The 24,028-nt window shown below is 65.2% G+C and carries 21 protein-coding genes and 1 tRNA gene; 7 read left to right on the plus strand and 15 right to left on the minus strand.

What is annotated here, in order from left to right:
• Positions 1 to 30: 30 nt before the first annotated feature.
• The 4 genes from LK542_RS05660 (at position 31) to LK542_RS05675 (ending at position 4,899) form a co-directional block, all read left to right on the plus strand.
• The gene (locus LK542_RS05660; protein WP_227811136.1) at positions 31 to 1,602 is read left to right on the plus strand and encodes an FAD-dependent oxidoreductase; all 1,572 of its coding nucleotides are present in this window, start codon (positions 31 to 33) and stop codon (positions 1,600 to 1,602) included.
• Positions 1,603 to 1,673: 71 nt separating this feature from the next.
• Positions 1,674 to 2,387, plus strand: a complete 714-nt coding sequence (locus LK542_RS05665; RefSeq protein WP_227803286.1) for a SapC family protein — start codon at positions 1,674 to 1,676, stop codon at positions 2,385 to 2,387.
• The gene (locus tag LK542_RS05670) at positions 2,359 to 3,384 is read left to right on the plus strand and encodes a cupin-like domain-containing protein (RefSeq protein WP_227811137.1); all 1,026 of its coding nucleotides are present in this window, start codon (positions 2,359 to 2,361) and stop codon (positions 3,382 to 3,384) included. The genes LK542_RS05665 and LK542_RS05670 overlap by 29 nt, the downstream gene beginning before the upstream one ends.
• 9 nt (positions 3,385 to 3,393) lie before the next feature.
• Positions 3,394 to 4,899, plus strand: coding sequence for a tryptophan halogenase family protein (locus tag LK542_RS05675; protein ID WP_227811138.1), 1,506 nt, complete (start codon positions 3,394 to 3,396; stop codon positions 4,897 to 4,899).
• Here LK542_RS05675 and LK542_RS05680 read toward each other — a convergent pair.
• Positions 4,878 to 5,489, minus strand: coding sequence for a TetR/AcrR family transcriptional regulator (locus LK542_RS05680; RefSeq protein WP_227811139.1), 612 nt, complete (start codon positions 5,487 to 5,489; stop codon positions 4,878 to 4,880). The two genes, LK542_RS05675 and LK542_RS05680, sit on opposite strands and share 22 nt — an antisense overlap.
• 82 nt (positions 5,490 to 5,571) lie before the next feature.
• Here LK542_RS05680 and LK542_RS05685 point away from each other — a divergent pair, with 82 nt between their 5' ends.
• Positions 5,572 to 6,642 (plus strand): MBL fold metallo-hydrolase, encoded by a 1,071-nt coding sequence (locus LK542_RS05685; RefSeq protein ID WP_227811140.1) that lies wholly within the window; start codon positions 5,572 to 5,574, stop codon positions 6,640 to 6,642.
• Between the two features lie 46 nt (positions 6,643 to 6,688).
• On the opposite strand, the gene LK542_RS05690 is transcribed toward LK542_RS05685, so the two are convergent.
• The 9 genes from LK542_RS05690 to LK542_RS05730 form a co-directional block, all read right to left on the minus strand.
• Positions 6,689 to 7,993, minus strand: coding sequence for a sugar MFS transporter (locus LK542_RS05690; protein WP_227811141.1), 1,305 nt, complete (start codon positions 7,991 to 7,993; stop codon positions 6,689 to 6,691).
• Positions 7,994 to 8,008: 15 nt separating this feature from the next.
• Positions 8,009 to 8,962, minus strand: a complete 954-nt coding sequence (locus LK542_RS05695) for a glucokinase (RefSeq protein ID WP_227811142.1) — start codon at positions 8,960 to 8,962, stop codon at positions 8,009 to 8,011.
• Positions 8,959 to 11,469: a glycoside hydrolase family 3 protein gene (locus LK542_RS05700; RefSeq protein ID WP_227811143.1), complete on the minus strand. Its 2,511-nt coding sequence runs from the start codon at positions 11,467 to 11,469 to the stop codon at positions 8,959 to 8,961. The genes LK542_RS05695 and LK542_RS05700 overlap by 4 nt, the downstream gene beginning before the upstream one ends.
• Before the next feature lie 35 nt (positions 11,470 to 11,504).
• Complete coding sequence (locus tag LK542_RS05705; RefSeq protein ID WP_227811144.1) at positions 11,505 to 12,872, minus strand: GH1 family beta-glucosidase; 1,368 nt, start codon at positions 12,870 to 12,872, stop codon at positions 11,505 to 11,507.
• A gap of 87 nt (positions 12,873 to 12,959) precedes the next feature.
• A complete protein-coding gene (locus LK542_RS05710) occupies positions 12,960 to 13,991 on the minus strand; it encodes a substrate-binding domain-containing protein (protein WP_227811145.1) in 1,032 nt (343 codons plus the stop codon).
• Between the two features lie 74 nt (positions 13,992 to 14,065).
• Entirely contained in the window at positions 14,066 to 15,130 is a 1,065-nt protein-coding gene (locus LK542_RS05715; RefSeq protein ID WP_227811146.1) for an ABC transporter ATP-binding protein, read from the minus strand.
• 10 nt (positions 15,131 to 15,140) lie between these two features.
• Positions 15,141 to 16,031, minus strand: coding sequence for a carbohydrate ABC transporter permease (locus tag LK542_RS05720; RefSeq protein WP_374040118.1), 891 nt, complete (start codon positions 16,029 to 16,031; stop codon positions 15,141 to 15,143).
• Entirely contained in the window at positions 16,028 to 16,903 is an 876-nt protein-coding gene (locus tag LK542_RS05725) for a carbohydrate ABC transporter permease (protein WP_227811147.1), read from the minus strand. Before LK542_RS05725 ends, LK542_RS05720 begins: the two co-directional genes overlap by 4 nt.
• Before the next feature lies 1 nt (position 16,904).
• The gene (locus LK542_RS05730) at positions 16,905 to 18,164 is read right to left on the minus strand and encodes an ABC transporter substrate-binding protein (protein ID WP_227811148.1); all 1,260 of its coding nucleotides are present in this window, start codon (positions 18,162 to 18,164) and stop codon (positions 16,905 to 16,907) included.
• A 253-nt stretch (positions 18,165 to 18,417) separates the two neighbouring features.
• On the opposite strand from LK542_RS05730, the gene LK542_RS05735 reads away from it, so the two are divergent.
• On the plus strand, positions 18,418 to 19,626 hold the full coding sequence (locus LK542_RS05735) for a cation:proton antiporter (RefSeq protein WP_227811149.1): 1,209 nt from the start codon (positions 18,418 to 18,420) through the stop codon (positions 19,624 to 19,626).
• A gap of 171 nt (positions 19,627 to 19,797) precedes the next feature.
• Positions 19,798 to 20,346: a glycoside hydrolase family 104 protein gene (locus LK542_RS05740; RefSeq protein WP_227811150.1), complete on the plus strand. Its 549-nt coding sequence runs from the start codon at positions 19,798 to 19,800 to the stop codon at positions 20,344 to 20,346.
• Positions 20,347 to 20,401: 55 nt separating this feature from the next.
• Here the strand turns inward: LK542_RS05740 and LK542_RS05745 are convergent.
• The 5 genes from LK542_RS05745 to LK542_RS05765 all read right to left on the minus strand — a co-directional run bounded on the left by LK542_RS05745 (position 20,402) and on the right by LK542_RS05765 (position 24,027).
• A tRNA-Thr gene (locus LK542_RS05745) sits at positions 20,402 to 20,477 on the minus strand.
• A gap of 25 nt (positions 20,478 to 20,502) precedes the next feature.
• A complete protein-coding gene (locus tag LK542_RS05750) occupies positions 20,503 to 20,982 on the minus strand; it encodes a ClpXP protease specificity-enhancing factor (RefSeq protein WP_227811151.1) in 480 nt (159 codons plus the stop codon).
• 128 nt (positions 20,983 to 21,110) lie between these two features.
• A complete protein-coding gene (locus LK542_RS05755; RefSeq protein WP_036252914.1) occupies positions 21,111 to 21,722 on the minus strand; it encodes a glutathione S-transferase N-terminal domain-containing protein in 612 nt (203 codons plus the stop codon).
• A gap of 99 nt (positions 21,723 to 21,821) precedes the next feature.
• Positions 21,822 to 22,583, minus strand: a complete 762-nt coding sequence (locus LK542_RS05760; protein WP_227803270.1) for a cytochrome c1 — start codon at positions 22,581 to 22,583, stop codon at positions 21,822 to 21,824.
• Between the two features lie 28 nt (positions 22,584 to 22,611).
• The gene (locus LK542_RS05765; RefSeq protein ID WP_227803269.1) at positions 22,612 to 24,027 is read right to left on the minus strand and encodes a cytochrome b N-terminal domain-containing protein; all 1,416 of its coding nucleotides are present in this window, start codon (positions 24,025 to 24,027) and stop codon (positions 22,612 to 22,614) included.
• Between the last annotated feature and the right edge of the window lies 1 nt (position 24,028).

The raw sequence follows: 24,028 nt of genomic DNA on the forward strand, positions 1-24,028 counted from the left end.
CTTGTTGAGTCAGGTTTTTGGAATAGAACGGTGAATACCACCATCAGGCATGTCGTGATCGTGGGCGGAGGCTCGGCCGGCTGGCTGAGCGCCGCCGTCCTTGCGTCGAGCTACCAGCAGGAAGCTCACGGCGGCCTGCGCATTACCCTGGTCGAATCGCCCGACGTGCCGACCATCGGCGTGGGCGAGGGCACCTGGCCCACCATGCGCGACACCCTGCGCGCGGCCGGCCTGTCCGAAACCGCCTTCTTCCGCGAATGCGACGCCGCCTTCAAGCAGGGCTCGCGCTTCAACGGCTGGGTCACCGGCATGGAAGGCGACTACTACTTCCACCCCTTCGTGCTGCCCCAGGGCTGGGGCGACGCCGACCTGGCAGGACGCTGGCTGGAACGTCATTCCTCCGTCCCGTTCGCCGATCTCACCACCTACCAGCCGCACCTGTGCGTGCACGGGCGCGCACCGAAGCAGGCGATGACCCCCGAATTCGCGGCGGTGGCCAACTACGGCTACCACCTCGACGCCGGCAAGTTCGGCCTGTTCCTGAAGAAGCACTGCCTGGAAAACCTCGGCGTGCAATTCGTGCCGGACCACATCACCGGCATCCGCTCCCACGAGAATGGCGACATCGCCGCCCTGCAGACCAGGGAACACGGCGAGCTGGCGGGCGACCTGTTCGTGGACTGCAGCGGCATGCAGTCGCTCCTGCTCGGCAAGCACTACGGCGTGCCCTTCGTGCCGCAGCGCGGCGTCCTGTTCAACGACCGCGCGCTGGCGGTGCAGGTGCCGTACGCGAATGAAAACGACCCGATCGCCTCGCAGACCACCTCCACCGCGCAGGGGGCCGGCTGGATCTGGGACATCGGCCTGCCGACCCGGCGCGGCATCGGCCACGTGTATTCGAGCGCGCACACGAGCGACGAGGACGCGGAGAGTGCGCTGCGCGCCTATATTCGCGCCAGCGGCGGCCCGGACGACATCCCGGCGCCGCGCAAGCTGTCCTTCGAGCCCGGTTACCGCGAACGCTTCTGGCACCGCAACTGCGTCGCCATCGGACTGTCCGCCGGCTTCATCGAGCCGCTGGAAGCATCCGCCCTGGCGATGGTCGAACTGTCGGCCGAGATGCTGGCCGACGAGATGCCCGTCACGCGCGAACAGATGGACGTCTGCGCCCGGCGTTTCAACGAGACCTTCACTTACCGCTGGGAGCGGGTGATCGACTTCCTCAAGCTGCACTATGTCCTGAGCCGCCGCGAGGGCGCGCAGGACCCGTTCGGCTACTGGCGCGACAACCGCCGCAGCGAGACCATTCCGGAACGCCTTGCCGGCATGCTGTCGCTGTGGCGCCACCGTCCGCCCTCGCGCTACGACTTCAATCGCATCCAGGAGGTGTTCCCGGCGGCGAGTTACCAGTATATTTTGTACGGGATGGGCTTTTGCCCCGAACCCGGCCTCGCCCGGCGCCAGCGCGTCGGCGAGGGTGATGGCGAGACGGCGGACGGATTCTTCCGCCAGGCCGCCGACCTGACGCGCAGGATGCTGCCTGCGCTGCCGGACAACCGCACGCTCATCGCGCACATCGTGCGCCATGGCTTGCCCAAATAGCAGCACCACAGCAGCACCACGTGAACGCAAGACGCGCACACCATACCAACGAAAACTGAAAGAGACACACGATGGCCAACCCCGTACTGCTGAATAACGTCGAACACAAGGACCTGCGCATCATCACCCGCCACGGCAGCGACATGGACGAGAGCCATCCCTTCGTGCCGACCTTCGCCGACGAATTCCGCCTGCTGCAGGCCCATTACCCGATCATCTTCCGCAAGGAGAGCGAAGCCCACCCGTTCGAGCCGATCGTCCTGTTCGGCTTCGAGGCCGACGAAAACCTGTTCCTGAACGAGAAGGGCTGGGACGCCTCCACCGTGCCGCTGCTGGTCGACCGCCTGCCCTTCCTGATCGGCCGCAATGGCGACGAGCTGATGATCCACATCGACCTGGACAGCCCGCGCATCAGCAAGACCGAGGGCGAGCCGATCTTCCTGGAGCACGGCGGCATGAGCCCCTACCTCGAGAACGTCAACTCGATGCTGGTCGCGGTCCACCAGGGCATGGACTCGAACTCCCACTTCATCGAGGCCCTGACCAAACACGACCTGATCGAAGGTTTCGCGCTCGACGTGACGCTCGACGACGGTTCCCAGAACCGCCTGTCCGGCTTCTACACCATCAACGAAGAGCGCCTGGCCGCGCTGGACGACGCGGCGATCGCCAGCCTGCACAAGGCCGGCTGGCTGAGCGCGATCTACTACCAGATGGCCTCGCTGTCGAACTTCCGCGCGCTGATCGACCGCAAGAATGCCCGCCGTGCCGCTGCCCGCGCCTGAACCCATCCGCGAGCTTGCCGGCCTGACGCCGCGCGACCTCGGCCCAGGCATTCTCGAGGCGACCGAGCCGGTGGTCCTGCGCGGGCTGGTGGCCGGGTGGCCGATGGTGCGCGCCGCGCGCGAATCCGGCGCGGCGGCGAGCAGCTACTTGCGCCGCTTCTACCGCGACGCCAGCGTCACCGCCATGCTGGGAGCGCCCGAGATCGAAGGGCGCTTCTTCTACAACGACGCGATGGACGGCTTCAATTTCGCACCGGTGCGGGTACGCCTCGACCAGGTGCTGGCCGAGCTCGACCGCTACCACGGCGTCGCCGTCCAGCCGGCGATCTACGTCGGCTCGACCACGATCGACACCTGCCTGCCGGGCTTCCACGAGGAGAACCAGATCGACCTGGGCGGACGCGACGCCCTGGGCTCGATCTGGATCGGCAACCGCACCCGCATCGCCGCCCACTACGACCTGCCGGACAACCTGGCCTGCGTGGTGGCCGGGCGCCGCCGCTTCACCCTGTTCCCGCCAGAGCAGGTCGAGAACCTGTATATCGGCCCGCTCGACCTGACGCCGGCCGGACAGGCCATCAGCCTGGTCGACTTCCTGAAGCCCGACCTGGCGCGCTTCCCGCGCTTCGCCCAGGCGATGGAACATGCGTTCAGCGTCGACATGGAGCCGGGTGACGCCCTGTTCATCCCGAGCATGTGGTGGCACCACATCGAGGCGCTGGAAGACTTCAACGTGCTGGTGAATTACTGGTGGCGCCAGTCGCCGGACTTCATGGACACGCCGATGAACGCCTTCATGCATGCCTTGATGAGCGTGCGCGACCTGCCGCTTGAACAGCGCAAGGCCTGGGCCAATCTGTTCCGCCATTACGTATTCGAGGCCGATGGGGAAACCGCGGCGCACATCCCTGCGGCCGCACGCGGCGCGCTGGCGCCGATGGACGCCGACGGCGTGCGCAGCATCCGCGCCCAACTACTGAAAAGAATGAACCGCTGAGGAGACAACATGGAAAAGGCAGCGAACGGAATCGGCAAACCCATACGCCGCGTCGTCATTGCGGGCGGCGGCACCGCCGGCTGGATGGCGGCGGCCTGCATCTCGAAGGTGCTGGGCAAGCGCCTCGACATCAAGCTGGTCGAGTCCGACGAGATCGGCACCGTCGGCGTGGGCGAGGCGACCATCCCGACTCTGCTGAACTTCCATAATCTCCTTGAGATCAACGAGCAGGAGTTCATGGCCGAGACCAAGGCCACTTTCAAGCTCGGCATCAGCTTCGAGAACTGGCGCAACGTGAACGAGGACTACATCCACTCGTTTGGGCTGACCGGCACCGACCACTGGACCGCCGGCTTCCAGCACTTCTGGCACAAGGGCCGCGAGCGCGGCCTGGCCGGCGAGTACGGCGACTACTGCCTGGAGCTGCGCGCTTCGCAGGAGAACAAGTTCGCCCACCTGCCGCGCCAGGGCATGAACTACGCCTACCACCTGGACGCCAGCGCCTATGCGCGCTACCTGCGCAAGTTCAGCGAGCGCTTCGGAGTACAGCGCATCGAGGGCAAGATCGTCGACGTCACCACCAGCGCGCTCACCGGCCAGGTGCGATCGATCACCCTCGATTCCGGCGCGGACATCGAGGGCGACCTGTTCATCGATTGCACGGGTTTCCGGGGCCTCTTGATCGGTCAGGCCATGGGCGTCGAGTACGAGAACTGGTCCGAGTGGCTGTTCAACGACAGCGCCGCCGCCCTGCAGACGGCGTCCGTCGGCGACGCCATACCGCTGACGCGCTCGATCGCCCATCCCTTCGGCTGGCAGTGGCGCATCCCGCTGCAGCACCGGGTCGGCAACGGCATCGTGTTCTCCAGCCGCTACGTGGAAGAGGGCGCGGCCATTGAAACGCTGCTCGGGAATATTCAAGGCGAAGCCCTGATGAAGCCGCGCGTGATCAAGTTCACGCCGGGCCAGCGCCGCCAGGTCTGGAAGGGCAACGTGGTCGCGGTGGGCCTGTCGAGCGGCTTCCTGGAGCCGATCGAATCGACCAGCATCCACCTGATCCAGCGCAGCATCATCCGCCTGATGCAGATCTTCCCGACGAGCGGCATCGTGCAGAGCGACGTGGACGAATTCAACCGCCAGGCCTGGAACGAGGTCGAGCACATCCGCGACTTCATCATCCTGCACTACAAGGTCAACAACCGGATCGACGCGCCCTACTGGACGGATGCGCGCAACATGGCGGTGCCGAAGTCACTGCAGCACCGTATCGACCTGTTCCGCGAAACCGGCCGCGTGTTCCGCGAGCCGACCGAACTGTTCGCCGAGAACTCCTGGATCCAGGTGATGCTGGGGCAGGGCATCATCCCTTATCGCCATCACCAGACGGCCGACCTGATGGGCGACGAAGAACTGTCGCAGTTCCTCGGCGGGATCAAGGGGCAGATCGACCGCACGGTCGCCGGCCTGCCTTCGCACCAGTCCTACGTCGAGCGCTACTGCTCGGCGCCGAAGTAAGCGAGGAACATCGACACCGCCGCCTCGATCACCAGCTCCTGCTGCGCGGGACCGAGCGGGGCGGCGCCCATCGCCACCTGGGGCCAGAAGGCGAAGGCTTTCACCTGGCCCTGCAGCATCGTCGCCGCGAACACCGGGTCGCCCGGCTTCAGGCGCCCATCCAGCTGGGCCGCGCGGATCCATGCCGTGACCCCTTCTTCGCGCTCGTTCAGGCGCGCAAACACCGGCAGCGCGCGCTCGGGCGCGTGGATTGCCTCCGAGATGGCCACCCGCGCCAGGTCGAGGAAATCACGGTCTTCCAGGCTGCGCATCTTCAGGCGCAGCAGTTCGCCGAGCTGCTCGCGCAAGCCCACATCGCTGCGGTAGGCCAGATCGTGCGCGGCCGCGCTGCGCTCGAACAGCTGCACGATGGTTTCCGCGAACAGCTCTTCCTTGCTGGGGAAATGGTTGTACACCGTGCGCTTGGAGACTTCCGCGGCGGCGGCGATCTTGTCCATGCTGGTCGCTTCGAAACCATGGGCGCGGAACTGGGCGGCGGCAGCTTCGATGATGGCGTTGCGTTTGCGGTCGGTCAGGCGGGGTGCGTTCATGCGATTAATTTTACACCGGGTAGTTTACTTTTCCAAAAAGTGAAACTACACTGTGTAGTGTACATTTTATCGATTGCTAACGATGCGCATCCTGTTCGCCACCCTCATCCTTGGAGTTGCCGCCATCATGACCTACTGCAGCCTTGCCAGCGCCGCCCCGGCGTATTCCCCGTCCGCCCACTACGCGGACGGAAAATTCCGCAACGCCATCAAGATGCGCGAATACAGCCTCGGCGAAATGGTGGGGCTGTGGTGGAACGCCATGCTCAACAAGCCGGCCGGCACCATGCCGCTAGGTGCCATCCCCGTGCGCCCCCTGAGCCGGGCCGCCCTGCTGGCCGCACCCGACCGCAGCCTGTTCCGCCTCGGGCACTCGACCATGCTGTTCAAGCTGGGCGGCGAGTTCTATCTCACCGATCCGGTGTTCTCCGAGCGCGCCTCGCCGGTGCAGTGGGCCGGCCCCAAGCGCTTCCACGCGCCGCCGATCGGCATCGCCGAACTTCCGCCGATCAAGGCCGTGATCCTGTCGCACGACCATTACGACCACCTCGACCATGCCGCCATCATGGCGCTGGCCGCCAAGACCGAGCACTTCCTGGCGCCGCTGGGCGTGGGTGACCGCCTCATCGACTGGGGCGTCGACGCCGGCAAGGTGCGCCAGCTCGACTGGTGGCAAGAGGCAAAGGTGGGCGGCGTGCGCTTCGTCGCCACCCCGGCCCAGCACTTCTCGGGCCGGTCGCTGCGCGACCGCGATACGACCCTATGGGCTTCCTGGGTGATCCTGCACGACGAGCTGCGCCTGTTCTTCAGCGGCGACAGCGGCTACTTCAAGGGTTTCAAAGAGATCGGCGAGCGCTTCGGACCGTTCGATGTGGCGATGGTGGAAACCGGCGCCTACGACAAGCAGTGGCCGGACGTGCACATGCAGCCGGAAGAGACGCTGCAGGCCTTCCTCGACCTGAAGGGCAAGTGGCTGCTGCCGGTGCATAACGGCACCTTCGACCTGGCGCTGCACCGCTGGCAGGATCCGCTCGAGCGCATCGCGGCGCTGGCCGCGGAGAAGGGCGTCCAGCTGACGACGCCGGAGATGGGCGAGCCGCTGGCGCTGGCGCAGCCGCACGCCGGCCAAGCCTGGTGGCGTACCGTGGAATGAAAATGGGCCTGCAGATGCAGGCCCATTTTTTACCGGATGGTCAAACTCAGGCAGCTGCCACCGGCTGCTTGTGCAGGTTCGCGTACTTCATGCCGAAGTACATGATGAACAGGTAGCACACGGCCGGCACCAGGAAGGACGGCTGCAGGCCGATGGTGTCGGCGAACATGCCCTGGATGAAGGGCACGATGGCGCCGCCGACGATGGCCATGCACAGGATGCCCGAGCCCTGGCCGGTGAACTTGCCCAGGCCGTGCAGCGCGAGGCTGAAGATGGTCGGGAACATGATCGAGTTGCACAGGCCGACCGCGATGATCGCCCACATCGCCAGCGAGCCCTCGCCGAAGGTCGCGGTGAGCACCAGCAGGATCGAGCCGAGCGCGGTGACGGCCAGCGACTTGCCCGGACTGACGTAGCGCATCACGGCGAAGCCCACGAAGCGGCCGACCAGGGCGCCGCCCCAGTACAGGCTGACGTACTGCGCCGCGTCCGCGTGGCTCAGGCCCGCGATATTGCCCTCGCCGAGAAAGTTGATGAGGAAGCTGCCGATGCTGACTTCCGCGCCCACGTACAGGAAAATCGCGACCGCGCCCAGCACCAGGTGGCGGTAGGCCATGGCGCCGCCCTTGCCGTCGACGGCCGGCTTGCCGTCAACGGCGTGGTTGATCTTCGGCAGCTTGGCCAGCGCGAACAGCACCGCCAGGATCGCCAGCGCCGCGGCCAGGCCCAGGTAAGGACCCTGCACCGCGGCCGCTTCCGCCGCTTTATGCGCGGCCTGTTCCGCCGCCGGCAGCGCCGCCAGCTGGTCGGCGCTCAGGGCCACCGTGGACAGGATCAGGATGCCGCCCAGCGAAGGCGCCACCGTGGTGCCGAGCGAGTTGAAGGCCTGGGTCAGGGTCAGGCGGCTGGACGCGGTGCGCGCCGGCCCCAGGACGGTGACGTAAGGGTTGGCCGCCACCTGCAGGATGGTGATGCCGCTTGCCAGCACGAAGAAGGCAAACAGGAACAGGCCATAGCCGCCTTTTGAAGCCGGATAGAACAGGGCGCAGCCGGCGGCCGCGATCATCAGGCCGGTGACGGCGCCGTTCTGGTAGCCGATGCGGCGGATCAGGGCGCCGGCCGGCAGCGACACGATGAAGTAGGCGCCGAAGAAGCAGAACTGCACCAGCATCGCCTGCAGGTAGGTGAGGGTGTAGATCGACTTCAGGTGCGGGATCAGGACGTCGTTGAGCGACGTGAGCAGGCCCCACATGAAGAACAGGATGGTGACGATGATCAGCGCGCCGGTGTGCGGGTTGTGTTCCGCTTCGGTGGCTGGCGCCAGTACAGGATTGGGTGCGGCGTTTTGCATGATGTCTCCGTATTGTTATGCCGTTGCTGCGATGTGATCCGAGAGCATGGCGGACACGCCGCGCAGCGCCGGGTACTGCTCGGTAATGAGGTAGGTCGGGATGCGCGCCAGGTAGGGACTGAGGCGCCCCTTGTCCTCGAAGCGCGCGCGGAACGCGGACTCGGTGAACAGTTTACCAAGACGCGGCACGATGCCGCCACCGATGTACATGCCGCCGGTCGCGCCCAGGGTCAGCGCGACGTTGCCCGCCACGCTGCCGAGCACTCCGCAGAAGACCTCGACGGTCTTCGCGCAGTCGGCGGAGCTGCCGTCGATCGCCGCGCCGGTGATGCCCGGTGCGTCGATGCGCTTGCCGGTCAAGGCCCAGTGGATCAGTTCCAGCCCCATGCCCGACAGCAGGCGCTCGGCCGACACGTGGCCGTATTCGCCCCACAGGGCTTCCAGGATCGCGACTTCCTCGCGTGTGGACGGAGCAAACGTCACGTGGCCGCCTTCGCCCGCCAGCGCGATCCAGCGCTTGCCGGCCGGGATCACGCCCGAGACACCGAGGCCGGTACCCGGGCCGATCAGGCCGATGGGACGATTCGGCAGTTCGAGCCCGCCGCCGATGCGCTCGCGGCCACTGGCTTCCAGGTGCGGCAGCGACATCGCCAGCGCGGCGAAGTCGTTCACCACCAGCAGCGTCTCCAGGCCTTGCTGCTTGCGCAGTTCCTCGATCGAGAAGCTCCAGTGGTGGTTGGTCATGCTGACCCGATCGTCCTCGACCGGATTGGCGATCGCAATGGCCGCGTGGCGCAGGCCGGCTACGTCGAAGCCGCGGCCGGCGGCCTTGCCGAGATAGGCCTGCATCGCTTCGCCCAGGGTGGCATGGTCGGCGCAGGCCAGCACCTCGATGTCGTCGAAACCATCGAGGCCGGACTGCAGGGCGAAGCGGGCGTTGGTGCCGCCGATGTCGGCCAACAGCTTCATTGCAGTTCCTCGCAGCGCACGGCATCCGGTTCGCCGGCGGCGCCGCCGGCGATCTCGATGTTGGCGAAGGCGGCGGCAAAGGCTGCATTGCTGGTGACGCTGAAGGGCGTGTCCACCTTGGCCAGGTCCGTGCCCTTGGCCTGGAAGCAGCTCAGCGGAATCTTGACGGTCTGCTTGCCCTTGCCGGCCAGGCGCTTGAACAGGGCCGTGGTGTCCAGCACGCCGTCACCCATGGCCATGCTCACCTTGCCGGCGGGTGCGCTCGAGACGATGGTATCGAAGCGCAGCGCCGCGTTGGCGCTGGCGGCGGCCGGCAGCACCATCGCACGGGCGCCGCGCGCCTCGACGGTGGCCGGACCGGTCCAGGTCACGAGTTTCGCGTCCTGCTGGGTGTTGACCTGCGAAGTCTGCACCGTCACGCCAGGCAGGGTGAAGGTGGAATTCAGGTCGGCGCCCAGCACCAGCTGCTGGCTGCCGCTGCGGATGGTGAGCGGGAAGCTGGCGCGGTCGGCCTGGCTGAACACCGGGAAGCTGTTGCTCATGCCGCAGCCCCCTAGCGGGTAGGTCGCATCCAGCTTGCCGACTTTCGAGCGGGTCGCGCTCTTCAAGCCGTAGCCGTAGGCGAACAGCGGCGCATAGTTCTTGTCGCCCACGTTCAAATCCGTCTGGCAGGCCGACTTCGGCCACGAGAAAGGCAGCTTGCCGGTGAAGTCGTAGCGTTTCGAGCCCGCGACCAGCAGGTCGGACACGCCCTTGCCCTCGGTGCCCGGCAGCCAGGCGGCCACGAATACGTCCGACAGGTTGAGCAGGTCGTTGACGTAGAGCGGGCGGCCGGACACGAACACGGTCACCACCGGCTTGCCCTTGCCTGCGACTGCCTGCAGCACGGCCAGGTCTTCCGGATAGCGGCTGGAGTGGCGCAGGGTGCCGTTGGGGCCGATGTCGCCGTCGCCTTCCGCATACGGGCGCTCGCCGATCACGGCCACCACCACGTCGAACTTCGACACATCCACGCCCTTGGCATCAAGGCTGAACGTCACATTGTCCTTGCCGGCGGCATCGCGAATGCCGGCCAGGATCGTGTCGGCGTTCGGGAAGTCGGCATTGGTATTGGCCGTGCCCTGCCAGGTGATCGACCAGCCACCGGTCTGGTTCGACAGGTCGTCGGCGGTCTTGCCGACTACGAGGATCTTCTTGCCGCGCGCGATCGGGAGCACCGGCTGCTCGTTCTTGATCAGCACCAGCGACTCGCGCACCGCACGGCGCGCCAGGTCGCGCGCCTGCATGGCGTCGTCCTTGCCGGCATGGGCGTTCTGCGCCGGGCTCTTGTCGAACAGGCCGGCGCGCAGCTTGACGCGGATGATGCGGCTGACCGCATCGTCGATGCGCGCCATCGGGATCTCGCCGCTCTCGACCTGTTTGATGGTGTTGGCGATAAAAGCTTTCCAGTCGTCCGGCACCATGATCATGTCGTTGCCGGCATTGATGGCCTGGGCGCAGCTGTCGTTGCGGCAGCCCGGCACTTCGCCGATGCCGTTCCAGTCGGTGACCACGAAGCCGTCGAAGCCCATTTTCGTCTTCAGCACGTCGGTCAGCATGGCGCGGCTGCCGTGCATCTTGCCGTAGTTGGTACCGCCCGCAACGTCGTTCCACGAGTTGAACGAAGACATGACGGTCTGGGCGCCCGCCTGCAGGGCAGGGTAGTAGCCGGCGCCGTGGATGTTGATCATCTGCGCGGTGGTCGACTTGTTGACGCCGCGGTCCTTGCCGTGTTCGGTGCCGCCGTCGCCGATGAAGTGCTTGGCGGTGGCGATCGTGTTGGCGTCATCCTTCAGCGAACCCTGCATGCCGCGCACGTAGGCGCCGGCATAGCTGCTCACCACTTCCGGGTTCTCGGCATAGCTCTCGTAGGTGCGGCCCCAGCGGTCGTCGCGCACCACGGCCAGGGTCGGGCCGAATACCCAGGCGATGCCGCTGGCGCGCGTGGCTTTGGCGGTGGCCGCGCCGATTTCTTCCAGCAGCTTCGGATTGCGCGCCGCGCCCAGGCCGATATTGTGCGGGAAGAGGGTGGCGCCAAACACGTTGTTGTGGCCGTGGACCGCGTCCGTGCCCCACACCACCGGCACCTTGATCGCCATGTCGGTGGCCATCGAGGCTTCGTGGTAGCGCTGCGCCAGCGCCAGCCATTCGGCCGCCTTGGCGTGCTTGTTCCCGTTCGGCCAACTGCCGCCGCCATTCAGGACCGAGCCGAGGTAGTAGCGTTTTACATCTTCCGGGCTGGCGCTCTTGATCTCCGGCTGGGTCATCTGGCCGACCTTCTGCGCCAGCGTCATCTTACCGACGATCTCGCGCACGCGCTGCTCGAGCGCGGCGTCCTTGGCGATGGCGCTGCGGACCTGGGGCCAGTCGGTCAGGGGAGCAGTGGGCGCCACGGTGGCCGGCAGGGCCGGCGCGATGGCCAGCGCCATGGCCAGCGCAAGTACGGGGTTGCGAAGCTTGGGTGTCATGGTTTGTCTCGCTGTATGGTTATTGTGTGTTGTCGTTATTCGCCGTGCAGGAAGGCACGGTACCACTTGCCGCTGCCCTTCAGGCGGCGCTGCTGGGTGGTGTAGTCGATGTGGGTGAGCCCGAAGCGCTTCAGGTAACCCTCGGCCCATTCGAAGTTGTCGAGCAGGCTCCAGGCGAAATAGCCTTTCACCGGCACGCCGTCCTTGATGGCGGCGCGCAAGGAAGCCAGGTGGCGCATCAGGTAGTGGCGACGTTCCACGTCGTCGATCTCGCCGTCGCCATTTACTTCGTCCGCAAAGCAGGAGCCGTTCTCAGTGATGTACATCGGGCCCGGGTGGTAATCCTTCTCGATGCGCAGCAGCAGTTCGGCCAGGCCCTGCGGTGCGACTTCCCAGCCCATGTAGGTGGTCTCGGCGCCGTCGGCGGGCGGAAGCACGCGCGCATCCAGGGGCGCGTGGCCGGGGGCATGCTGGACGGTTTCGGGGAAGTAGTAGTTCACGCCGAGGAAGTCGGTCGGCACCGCGATCGCTTCCATGTCGCCCGGATGCACCACCGGGGCTGCGTCGCCGAAGGCTTTCAGGGTCGCCTTCGGGTAGCCGCGGCCGTAGAGCGGGTCGAGGAACCAGCGGTAGCGCAGGCCGTCGTGACGTTCGGTAGCGGCGATGTCGTCCGGGTGGCTGGAAGCCGGGCGCACCGGATGCAGGCTGAGGGCGATGCCGGCCCTGGCGTTGCGGACGTTGGCGCGGATCAGCGGCACCGCCTTGCCGTGCGAGAGCAGCACGTGGTGGGCCACCTGCAGCGCTGTCTTGATGTCGGTATTGCCCGGCGCATGCCAGCCTTCGAAGTTGCCGATGATGGCGGTGCACCAGGGTTCGTTGTGGGTGATCCAGTGCTGCACGCGGTCGCCCAGGCGGCGCGTCATCGCATCCACGAAGGCCAGGTAGGCGTCGACGGTGGCGCGGTTGTTCCAGCCGCCGCGGTCTTCCAGGTACTGCGGCAGGTCCCAGTGATAGAGCGTGGCCCAGGGCTGCATGCCGCGCTCCAGCATGCCGTCCACCAGGCGCGAGTAGAAGTCCAGGCCCTTTTCGTTCGGCTTGCCGCCGACTTCCGAGAAGATGCGCGGCCAGGCGATCGAGAAGCGGTAGGCGTTCAGGCCCATGTCGCGGCCGATGTCGAAGTCTTCCGGCCAGCGGTGGTAGTGGTCGCAGGCGACCGAGCCGTTGGAGCCGTCCTTGATCTTGCCGGGCGTGGCGGCGAAGCGGTCCCAGATCGATTCGACCCGGCCGTCTTCCTGACCGGCGCCTTCGATCTGGTACGAGGAGGTGGCGCAGCCCCACAAGAAGTCGGGGGCGAAATCGGCGCGCGATGGGGCGCTCGGCTCGGGACGCTTGGTTGTTGTCATGGTCGGGTCTGTATAAATCGTTACGCTAGGATATTTGGAAAGCTTTCCAATTGCAATCTAAAAAAAAGGCCGGCGAGCGGCCAGCCCTTATTTTTTCTTCCCTTTCGCTGCAGCCGGCACTTTGGCCAGGGAGGCGCGCAGGGTCACGCTGACCGGGAAGGTACGGGTGACCGGGCGGTGCAGGTCGTAGCAGCGGTTGAGCAGGGCATTCAGTCCGTTGAGCGTCATTTCGCGCCACGGCATGTGGACCGAGGTGAGGCGCGGCGCCGAGAAGGCTGCGCTGGGCGTGTCGTCGTAGCCGATCACCGACAGGTCACGCGGCACGCTGATGCCGGCTTCCTGGAAGTAGGCCAGGGCGCCGACCGCCATCTCGTCGTTGGCGCAGAACAGGGCGCTGCACTTCGTGCCCGAGTCGATCAGCGCCTTGGCCGCCGACCAGCCACCCTGGGGCGAGAAATCGCTCTCCGCCATCCAGACCTTGCTGGCGTCGATGCCGTCGGCCTGCAGCTCGCGCATGAAGCCGTCCACGCGCGCCACGTTGTCGGCCAGCGCCGCCGGACCGGAGATGACGGCGATGTCGCGGTGCTTGTAGTCGAGCAGGGTGCGCGCCGCCAGGCGTCCGCCCAGCGCATGGTCGACCGTGAAGCACTGATCCGGGATCTGGCTGAACTCGTGGTTCAGCGCCACGATCTGCTTCTGCTTGCCTTTCATCGCGGCCAGGTCGTCGTCGGTGAGGGCGCTGGTCATCATGACGATGCCGTCGCAACCGCGCTCGATCAGGAATTCGATGCCCTCGATGGCCTGGCGCCGTGCGTCGCCCAGGCCGACGCCGAAGGCCACCACCATGTGCAGGCCGGCGGCGCGCAGCTCGGTATCGATGATCTGCAGGATCGGGGTGTAGAAGGTGCCGGAGAGGACCGGGATGTAGACGCCCACCATCTGGCTGGTGCCCGACAGCAGGGCGCGCGCCGCGTGCGAGGGGCGGAATCCCAGCTCGTCGATCGCCTTGCGCACGCGTTCCAGCGTGGCCGGGGAGACCGAGCCCTTGCCGCTCACCACGCGCGATGCGGTGCCGAGGCCGACGCCGGCGAGACGCGCTACGTCCTTGATGGTTGCCACTGACGATCCCTGTCCTGTTTAGTTATCGATAAACACTGAAGCATACTGCATTCAACTGACACTGGCACCTGTCTTTATAGGCGCTTGCCGTCCTTCGGGTCGAACAGGGACACGCGCGCGGCGTCGATGTCGAAGCGCACCGCCTGGCCACTGGCCAGCGGGCGCGGGTCGTGCACGATGCTGGAAAGCTGGTGGCCGCCGCAGTCCAGCCAGACGACCTGGTGGTTGCCCATTGGTTCGACCAGGGTCACGGCCGCCTGCAAGGGACCATCCGGCGCGATGTGGATGTCTTCCGGCCGCACGGCCAGGGTCACCGCGCCCGGCGGCGCCACGCAGCTGGAGGCCAGGTCCAGCGCCAGCCCGCCCGCGCTGAAGCGCCTGCGCACATCGAGTTCGCCTTCCAGGTGGCCGTCGACGAAGTTCATCGAGGGCGAACCGAGGAAGCCGGCCACGAAGCGGTTGGCGGGACGCTCGTAGACTTCGGCCGGGGTGCCGATCTGCTGGATGCGGCCGCCCTGCATCACCACGATGCGGGTCGCCAGGGTCATTGCTTCAGCCTGGTCGTGGGTCACGTAGACCATGGTCGAACCGAGGTTCTGGTGCAGCAGCTTGAGTTCGCGCCGCAGCTCCGCGCGCAGCTTGGCGTCCAGGTTCGAGAGCGGCTCGTCGAACAGGTAGACCCCGGCTTCGCGCACCAGGGCGCGGCCGATCGCCACGCGCTGGCGCTGGCCGCCGGAGAGCTGGGCCGGCTTGCGATCCAGCAGCGCGTCGAGCTGCAGCATCTCGGCGGCGCGCTGCACGCGGCGCTGGATCTCGGCCTTGGGCGCGCCCGAGATGCGCAGGCCAAAGGACATGTTCTTTTCGACCGTCATGGTCGGGTACAGCGCATACGACTGGAACACCATGCCGATGCCCCGTTCGCTGGGGTCGGCATAGCTCATGTCGCGCCCGCCGATCTCGATCGAGCCGTCGGCCAGGTCGATCAGGCCGGCGATGCTGTGCAGCAGGGTCGACTTGCCGCAGCCCGAAGGCCCGAGCAGGACCAGGAATTCGCCCGGTTCGATGTACAGGTCGAGGTCGCGGATGACCTGGTTGCTGCCGCGGGTGATGCACAGTTTGCGCAGGTGGACGTTCGCCATGGTGAACCCATTAACCTTTCACGGCGCCGGCGGCGATACCACGCACGAACCAGCGTCCCGAGATGAAGTAGATCGCCAGCGGCACCGCGGCCGTCAGCATGGTCGCGGCCATGTTGACGTTGTACAGGCGGGTGCCGGTGGTGGTGTTGATCACGTTATTCAGCTGCACCGTCATCGGCGCATTGTCGCGGCCCGCGAACACGAGGCCGAGGATGTAGTCGTTCCACACGCCGGTGACCTGCATGATGGCCGCCACCACCACGATCGGCAGCGACATCGGCAGCATCACCTGCAGGAAGATGCGCCAGAAACCGCCGCCGTCGATGCGCGCGGCCTGGAACAGCTCGTGCGGCACCGAGGCATAGTAATTCCGGAACAGCAGGGTCATGATCGGCATGCCGAAGATGACGTGGACCAGCACGATGGCCGGGAGCGAACCGAACACGCCGGCGCGCGCCATCATCCACACCAGCGGATAGATCATCACCTGCACCGGGATGAAGGCGCCGGCCAGCAGCACGCCGAACAGCAGATTGGCGCCGCGCGGCTTCCAGAACGACAGCGCGTAGCCGTTGATGGCGCCCAACAGGATCGGGATGATGGTGCTCGGCACCGTGATCGCCACCGAGTTCCAGAAGCCGCCGCTGACCTGGTTCCAGGCATTCGTCCAGGGTTCGATCGTGGCCAGCAGGGGCAGGGCGAACACATTGCCGTTCCTGATCTCGTCCATCGACTTGAAGGACGTGATGATCATGACGTACAGCGGCAGCAGGAAGTACAGCGCAGCGCTGAACAGGAAGGCGTAGACGCCGATGCGGGCAGGGCTGAAGCGCTTGCGGCGCACGCTGGGGGCGGCAAAGCTCATCACGGGAACGGGGGCCTCAAGGACAGTGTCGCTCATGCGCGTTTCCTCCGGCTGCGAGCGTAGGCATAGGGCGCCAGCAGGGCCAGCACCGGGATCAAGAGGGTCACGGCGCCGGCCGAGGCCAGCCCGATGTTCGAACGCAGGAACAGGTGGTCCATGATGAACTTGGCCGGCACCTCGCTGGCCGTGCCTGGTCCGCCGCCGGTCATCGCGACCACCGCGTCATACAGTTTCACGACGGCGGTGCACAGCAGCAGGAACACGGTGGCGACCGTCGGGCCCAGCATCGGCAGCACGATCTGCAGGTAGACGCGCCAGGCCGGGATGCCGTCCAGGCGCGCCGCCTTGTAGATTTCCGGATCGACGCCGCGCAGGCCGGCCAGCATCATGGCCATCACCAGGCCCGAGGCCTGCCAGACGGCGGCGATGACGATGGTGTAGATGACCATCTCCTGGTCGATGATCCAGTCGAAGCTGAAGTTCGACAACCCGAGCTGGCGCACCGCGCCCTCGATGCCGGCGCCCGGCGCCAGCATCCATTGCCACACCAGGCCGGTGGCGATGAAGGACATCGCGTAGGGGTAGAGGAAGACGGTGCGGAGAAAGCCTTCGCCGTTGACGTTCTGGTCGATGAAGGCGGCCAGCAGGAAGCCCAGCACCATGCAGGCGAGGATGAACAGCGCGCCGTACATGGCCAGGTTGTTCAGCGAGATCAGCCAGCGCTCGTTGTCGAACAGGCGCACGTACTGGGCGGCGCCGATGAAGTTATCCGAGGCGAAGGTGCGCGAGGCGGTGAACGAGGTGCGGAAGGTCCACAGCGCGGCGCCGATGTAGGCGACGAGCACGGTCAGCGCCATCGGCAGCAGGGCGACGTGAGGAGAGAGCTTGTGGGCGCGTAGGGAGAGCATGTCAGTATTTGAGTGCGTTGGCGATGCTCTTCTGGGCGCGTTCGACCGGCATGCTGGTGTTCCAGTAGGCGGTCAGGACGTCCTGCATGGCGCCGTTCTGGTCCGGCGTCAGGTAGACCTCGGTCACGCCGGCCTGGCGCGCGCGGTCTTTCATGATCTCGATGCCCTTGCGGGCGCACAGGTCCAGGCTCGTCGCGTCGACGTCGGTGCGCACCGGGATCGAGCCTTTCAGCTTGCTGAAGTTTACCTGCAGGTTCGGCTGCGACACCACCTTGGCCAGCAGCTGCTGGGCGCGCACCGCTTGGGCCTTGTCGGTACGGGGGAAGACGAACACGTCGCCCTGGATCAGGTAGGGCGTCGATGCGGTAAAGCCGGCCATGCAGCCATAGTGCTGGCCGGCGGTTTGCCCCGCATTGGTGAATTCGCCCTTGGCCCAGTCGCCCATCACCTGGAAGCCCGCCCGGCCGCTGATGACGAGGGCGGTGGCGTCGTTCCAGTTGCGGCCCGGGGAGCCGGCATCGACATAGGACTTCAGGCGCTTGAAGGCCAGCAGCACCTTGCGGAATTCGGGCCCCAGCAGGGTGGCCTGGTCGCGGTCGCGCATCGCTTTCAGGTACAGCTCCTTGCCGCCCATGTTGGCCAGGATGGCCGAGAACAGCACGGTCTCCTGCCACGACTGGCCGCCGTGGGCGAGCGGGATGATGCCGGCCGCCTTGAGCTTGTCCAGCGCGGCGAAGAATTCGTCCATGCTGGCCGGTTCCCTGGCGATGCCGGCCTTCTGGAAGGCGGCCTTCGAATACCAGAACCAGGTCTGCATGTGGATGTTCAGCGGCACCGCGTAATAGTGGCCCTGCACCTTGATCACGTCGATGATCGGCGCGGGCAGCATCTGGTCCCAGTTCTGGGCGCGCGCCACGGCATCGACGTTGTTGAGCATCCCCGCTTCGATCACGTCGAGGAACTGCTTGGAGGTGTTGAACTGGGCCGCGGTGGGCGGGTTGCCGCCGACGATGCGGTTGATGGTGACGGCGCGCGACTGATCGCCGCCGGCGATCGCGGTGTCGATCCAGACGCCGCCCGCGCTGCGGTAGGCCTGGGCCACCTGCTTGACCGCGACCGATTCGCCGCCGGATGTCCACCAGTGGATGACTTCCGCTCGAGGGGCGGCGGACGTCGACGTGGCTGATGTCGACGCAGCCTGCGCCGACGCCACGGCGCACAGCCATGCGCAGGCCGTCGCCAGGGTGCGTACTGTGAACATCGTGTCTCCGTTCTGCGCCGTTATTCTTGGTAAGTTGGAAACGTTACCAGTGGCTTTGCCCGACTATAGCACCGGGTAAAATCAGGGTCAAACAAAATATTGCAATCAGGATTCTGGCACATTTTTCGTGTCCATAAGTCAAGTTTTCAATGGTGTGCGGCTGAAATAAAAAACTGTGCAACAGGCTGTGTACTGACGGTAAATACCTGTGGTATCGTTTCCAATCATAAAAATGACAGGACCGGGAGACGCCGTGAATACCACAGAGATTTTTCTCATCGCCATGTTGCTGATCTTCGTCGCACCTTATCTGGTGTGGCGGCTCTGCAAGACCGATTACTTTGCACCGTTGGTCGTGGTCCAGATCATCATGGGCATCCTGCTGGGGCCGGGCATCCTGGGCGCGGTCTATCCCGAGTACCACCGCTTCGTGTTCAACCCGGACGTCGTGAAGACCCTGAACGGCATCGCCTGGTGGGGCGTGATGCTGTTCGTGATGCTTGCCGGGATCGAGCTCGACCTCAAGAAGGTGTGGCAGTACCGGCGCGAGAGCGTGACCACGGCCGGCCTGTCGCTCGGCATGCCGCTGCTGTTCGGCTGCGGCGCGGCCCTGCTGCTGCTCGGTTACGATGGCTGGATCGGCGTCAAGGGGGCGGACTGGCAGTTCATGCTGGGCATCGGCATGGCTTGCGCGGTGACCGCGCTGCCGGTGCTGGTGCTGCTGCTGGAAAAGCTCGATATCCTGCGCCAGCCGATGGGGCAGCGCATCCTGCGCTACGCCAGCCTCGACGACGTCGCCATCTGGGGCGTGTTGGCGCTGATCATGCTGGACTGGGAACGCGTCGGTCGCCAGCTGGGTTTCCTCGTCGCCTTCGGCGTGCTGACCATCCTGTTCCGCCGCCTGATGGTGCGTCTGCCGCAGAAGGACCGCTGGTACGTGGCCCTGATCTGGCTGATCGCCTGCAGCTTCGGCGCCGACTGGGCCGGCCTGCACTACATGGTCGGCGCTTTCCTGGCCGGCGTGGTGATGGATGCGGACTGGTTCGATCAGGAACAGCTGGACGCGCTGTTCAAGAACGTGCTGCTGGTGCTGATGCCGGTGTTCTTCCTCAGCACCGGGCTGCGCACCAAGTGGGATGTGGGCAGCTATCCGGTGTTCTTCGTGGCGGGCTTGTTGCTGCTGGCGTCGGTGGGTGGCAAGCTGGTCGGTGCCCGTATCGCGGGCAGGGTGCTGGGCTGGAAAAAGGGCGAGGCCTCGATCATCGGTTGGCTGCTGCAGACCAAGGGGCTGATCGAGATCATCTTCGCCAACATCTTGCTGGACAAGCAGATCATCACCAGCGAGACCTTTACCGCGCTGCTGCTGATGGCGGTGGCCAGCACCATGCTGACGATCCCGATTGTGCATCCGAAGCTGAACCGGGCGCAGCACCGGCAACTGGTGGAGCAGGCGAGTTCCTGATTTCCTTCCAGACTTTTGTACTCGGCTGCAAGTTGTTTGCGCAAAGAATCTGAACGCAGCCGACATCCTCTCTGCGCCCGCGCAACCGCCGGGCGCGCTCCCTTCCTAAGATGAGTTCAGGAGCCGGTGCCATGGCGGCGCCGGCACCGGCCAGCATCGTTGGGAGGAATCATGTCCGACGCAACACGCACGGCTTCGCCGGAGCCTTCAGTCCGGCCATCATCGCGCAGCGCAGCGCTGCTGGAGGAAAACGCCAGGCACCTGGCCCATCCGAATGTTGCCGCTTTCCTGAAAGCGATCGCCGAAGCCGAGGGCGGCGGCTACGATTTCAAGTATGGTGCGCTGAAGGGACGCAGTAATGATCGTTGGCGCTTTCGCGATACCTCGACCCACCCGGGCCCCGGCATCGACGGCAAGACGACCGCGGCCGGGATGTACCAGATCACGCGGCCGACCTGGGAACACCATGGCGGCAAGTTAGGCTTGAAGGATTTTTCGCCGCGCACCCAGGACCTGATCGCGGTGGAGATCCTGCGCAGCCTTGGCGTCATCGACGCCATCAAGGACGGGCGGCTCGGCGAGGTCATGCCCAAGGTCGCGAGGATCTGGGCTGCGCTGCCCAAGGGGCCGGGGCAATCCAACCATTATCCGCCGCAACGCTATGTGAAGTTCGAGGACTTCCTGACTGCGTATCTCGCGGGCGGTGGGCAGACGGCATGAGGACAGCTACAAAAGAAAAAGCCCAGACACGGTGCTGGGCTTTTGCTGTGGAATCTGGTGCCGACTGCAGGACTCGAACCCGCCACCTGATGATTACAAATCAACTGCTCTACCTGATGAGCTAAGTCGGCTTAACTTTGAAGCAACGATTATACGCTATTTGATGCGGGTCAAGGTCGGACGTCCGCCCTTCTTCGGCGGCTCGTCATCGTCCTTGGGCGCCGCAACTGGCTCGGCAGCCGGCACCTCGTGCTTGCCAGGCACTGCCGACAGCGACGGCACCGATGCCTCTTCCGCAGCCGGCGGTGCCATCTCGGCCGCCGTCACATTGACCTCGAACGCCATCCCCTGGCCATTCTCATTGGCATAAATCGCCAGCACGTTCTGCACCGGAATGTACAGCTCGCGCGAAACGCCATTGAAACGCGCCCGGAAGTGGATCGCGTCGTTGTCCATCTTCAGGCCCGAGGTGGCGCCGTAGCTGATGTTCAGGATGATCTCGCCCTTGCGCACGTATTCCATCGGCACCGTCGTGGCGGCGTCGACCTTGACGGCAAGGTAGGGCGTGTAGCCGCTGTCTGTGCACCATTCGTAGATGGCGCGCAGCAGGTAGGGCTTGGTGGAGATCTCTGACATGGATGTGATTAAAAAAGCAAATCTGTACGCGCCAGTTTAACGGATTCGCCGGGACGGCGTCCGAAAACCGGCACATACCGAATCGTGAGACACAGCATGCGGGCGCAGGAACGCGCCCGCAAACGGCATCAGCGGCGCATCACCTTCTCGGACGGGGTCAGCGCTTCGATGTAGGCCGGACGCGAGAAGATGCGCTCGGCGTACTTCATCAGCGGGGCCGCGGTCTTCGACAGTTCGATGCCGTAGTGGTCCAGGCGCCAGAGCAGCGGGGCGATCGCCACGTCCAGCATCGAGAACTCGTCGCCCAGCATGTACTTGTTCTTCAGGAACAGCGGAGCCAGGGTGGTCAGGCGGTCGCGGATTTCCGAGCGGGCCTTGTCGTGGCTCTTGTCGTTCGTCTTGTTGCGCTCGCTTTCCAGCACGTGCACGTGGACGAACAGTTCTTTTTCGAAGTTGAACAGCATCAGGCGGGCACGGGCGCGCATCAGCGGGTCGGCCGGCATCAGCTGCGGGTGCGGGAAGCGCTCGTCGATGTACTCGTTGATGATGTTCGACTCGTACAGGATCAGTTCGCGCTCGACCAGGATCGGCACCTGGCCATACGGGTTCATGGTCGAGATGTCTTCCGGCTTGTTGAACAGGTCGACGTCGCGCACCTCGAAGTCCATGCCCTTTTCGAACAGGACGAGGCGGCAGCGTTGGGAGAACGGGCACGTGGTGCCGGAGTAGAGAACCATCATGGTTTGTAGTTCCTCAAGAAACAATGGGGTGAAGCGCCTAGCGATTCACCCCGAAAAATGATTGCCCGTATTATAGCCAACCGGGCAATGAAAGCGAATTTACTTCACTTCTTTCCAATACGCTTTGTTCAGAAGCCAAGCCAGGAAGGCAAAAGCAGTCATGAAGAGCAACACAATTACGCCCAATTTCCTGCGGGTATCTTGCGCTGGCTCAGCCATCCACACCATGTAGGCAACCAGGTCAGCGGTTGCGGTGTCGAATTCCTGCTGGCTCATGGTGCCCGGCGTTACCTGCTCGAAGCCGACGAACTTGTGGATCGTCTTGCCCTGCTCGTGCGGATCAGGCACGTTGCTGAACTTGGCCTGGCGCACGCCCTGCTGCTGCCACAGCACGTGCGGCATCGCCACGTTCGGCACCACCATGTTGTTCCAGCCGGTCGGGCGGGTATCGTCCTTGTAGAAGGTGCGCAGGTAGGTGTACAGGTAGTCCGCACCGGTGCCCGACGGGGTCGCCTTGGCGCGCGCGATCACCGACAGGTCCGGCGGCACGGCGCCGAACCACGCCTTGGCGTCGTCCGGGCGCATGGCCGTCGTCATCATGCCGCCAACCTTGTCTTGCGAAAACAACAGGTTGTTCTTGATCTGCTCTTCGGTCAGGCCGATGTCGCGCAGGCGGTTGTAGCGCATGCTCGAGGCCGAGTGGCAGTTCAGGCAGTGGTTGACGAACAGCTTGGCGCCGTTCTGCAGCGACGACAGGTCGGTGCGCTCCGGCGCGTTCTCGAGCGGGAAGCCGCCTTCCGCGGCGAATGCCAGTCCCGGCACCAGGGCCAGGACGGCGATCAGTTTCTTCGCAAATTTCATGTGGTTGTCCTTGTGCTCTGGTCCGCGATTAGTGTGGCGTGAAGGTCAGGCGCGTCGGGACCGGCTTGAACCGGCCCATCGTGCTCCACCACGGCATCAACAGGAAGAACGCAAAGTACAGCAGGGTCGCCACTTGCGAGATGATGGTGTAGGCCGGCGTCGGCAGCTGGGTGCCCAGGTAGCCCAGGGCCACGAAGCAGATCGCGAACAGGATGTACACGTACTTGTGCCAGTCCGGGCGGTAGCGGATCGAACGCGCCGGCGAGTGGTCGAGCCACGGCAGGAAGGCGATGATCACCACCGACGAACCGAACAGCACCACGCCCCAGAACTTCGCATCCAGCACCTGCGGCAGCATGCCGATGATCAGGACCAGGCCGATCACGGCCACGGCGATCTTGGCCTTGTGCGACAGGCGCGACTTGAGCCAGATGAACACGACGTAGGCGGCAACCGCAGCCATCAGCACGTACATGAAGTCGGCCGTGGTCGCGCGCAGCACCGAGTAGAACGGGGTGAAGTACCAGGTCGGCGCGATGTGCGGCGGGGTCTTCATCGAGTCGGCCGGCAGGAAGTTGTTGTACTCCAGGAAGTAGCCGCCCATCTCAGGCGCGAAGAACACGATCGCCGAGAAGATGGTCAGGAACACGGCCACGCCGAAGAAGTCCTTGGTCGAGTAGTAGGGGTGCGACGGGATGCCGTCGACCGGGTGGCCATCCGGACCCAGGTTGTCCTTGATCTCGATGCCGTCCGGGTTGTTCGAGCCGACTTCGTGCAGCGCGATCAGGTGCGCCGCCACCAGGCCCAGGATCACCAGCGGCAGGGCGATGACGTGGAAGGCGAAGAAGCGGTTCAGGGTCGCGTCCGAGACCACGTAGTCACCGCGGATCCACAGCGACAGGTCCGGGCCGATGACCGGGATCGCGCCGAACAGGTTGACGATCACCTGGGCGCCCCAGTAGGACATCTGGCCCCACGGCAGAAGGTAGCCGAAGAAGGCTTCGGCCATCAGGCACAGGAAGATCGCGAAGCCGAACAGCCAGATCAGCTCGCGCGGCTTGCGGTAGGAACCGTACATCAGGCCGCGCGCCATGTGCAGGTAGACCACGATGAAGAACATCGAGGCGCCGGTCGAGTGCATGTAGCGCACCAGCCAGCCCCACGGCACTTCGCGCATGATGTATTCGACCGAACCGAAGGCCAGGTTGGCGTCCGGCTTGTAGTGCATGGTCAGGAAGATGCCGGTGACGATCTGCAGCACCAGCACCAGCATGGCGAGCGAGCCGAACAGGTACCAGACGTTGAAGTTCTTGGGAGCGTAGTACTTGCCCCACTGGTCGTTCCACAGCTTCGACAGCGGGAAGCGGTCGTCGACCCAGGCCAGGGCCTTGGTGCCGGCGCCGGCATTGGCCGGAACCTGGGTTTCTTTGAATGGGCCGCCCATG

It is taken from the genome of Massilia sp. IC2-477 (assembly GCF_020707265.1).
Lineage (GTDB): Bacteria > Pseudomonadota > Gammaproteobacteria > Burkholderiales > Burkholderiaceae_D > Telluria.

Coding starts and splice junctions, on each gene's coding strand:
- LK542_RS05715 (WP_227811146.1), bottom strand. CDS start 15,130: ATGGCGAACGTCCACCTGCGCAAACTGTGCATCACCCGCGGCAGCAAC.
- LK542_RS05730 (WP_227811148.1), bottom strand. CDS start 18,164: ATGTTCACAGTACGCACCCTGGCGACGGCCTGCGCATGGCTGTGCGCC.
- LK542_RS05765 (WP_227803269.1), bottom strand. CDS start 24,027: ATGGGCGGCCCATTCAAAGAAACCCAGGTTCCGGCCAATGCCGGCGCC.
- LK542_RS05695 (WP_227811142.1), bottom strand. CDS start 8,962: ATGAAGCTGTTGGCCGACATCGGCGGCACCAACGCCCGCTTCGCCCTG.
- LK542_RS05760 (WP_227803270.1), bottom strand. CDS start 22,583: ATGAAATTTGCGAAGAAACTGATCGCCGTCCTGGCCCTGGTGCCGGGA.
- LK542_RS05725 (WP_227811147.1), bottom strand. CDS start 16,903: ATGCTCTCCCTACGCGCCCACAAGCTCTCTCCTCACGTCGCCCTGCTG.
- LK542_RS05720 (WP_374040118.1), bottom strand. CDS start 16,031: ATGAGCGACACTGTCCTTGAGGCCCCCGTTCCCGTGATGAGCTTTGCC.
- LK542_RS05740 (WP_227811150.1), top strand. CDS start 19,798: ATGTCCGACGCAACACGCACGGCTTCGCCGGAGCCTTCAGTCCGGCCA.
- LK542_RS05680 (WP_227811139.1), bottom strand. CDS start 5,489: ATGAACGCACCCCGCCTGACCGACCGCAAACGCAACGCCATCATCGAA.
- LK542_RS05700 (WP_227811143.1), bottom strand. CDS start 11,469: ATGACACCCAAGCTTCGCAACCCCGTACTTGCGCTGGCCATGGCGCTG.
- LK542_RS05705 (WP_227811144.1), bottom strand. CDS start 12,872: ATGACAACAACCAAGCGTCCCGAGCCGAGCGCCCCATCGCGCGCCGAT.
- LK542_RS05670 (WP_227811137.1), top strand. CDS start 2,359: ATGCCCGCCGTGCCGCTGCCCGCGCCTGAACCCATCCGCGAGCTTGCC.
- LK542_RS05690 (WP_227811141.1), bottom strand. CDS start 7,993: ATGCAAAACGCCGCACCCAATCCTGTACTGGCGCCAGCCACCGAAGCG.
- LK542_RS05665 (WP_227803286.1), top strand. CDS start 1,674: ATGGCCAACCCCGTACTGCTGAATAACGTCGAACACAAGGACCTGCGC.
- LK542_RS05750 (WP_227811151.1), bottom strand. CDS start 20,982: ATGTCAGAGATCTCCACCAAGCCCTACCTGCTGCGCGCCATCTACGAA.
- LK542_RS05755 (WP_036252914.1), bottom strand. CDS start 21,722: ATGATGGTTCTCTACTCCGGCACCACGTGCCCGTTCTCCCAACGCTGC.
- LK542_RS05685 (WP_227811140.1), top strand. CDS start 5,572: ATGCGCATCCTGTTCGCCACCCTCATCCTTGGAGTTGCCGCCATCATG.
- LK542_RS05675 (WP_227811138.1), top strand. CDS start 3,394: ATGGAAAAGGCAGCGAACGGAATCGGCAAACCCATACGCCGCGTCGTC.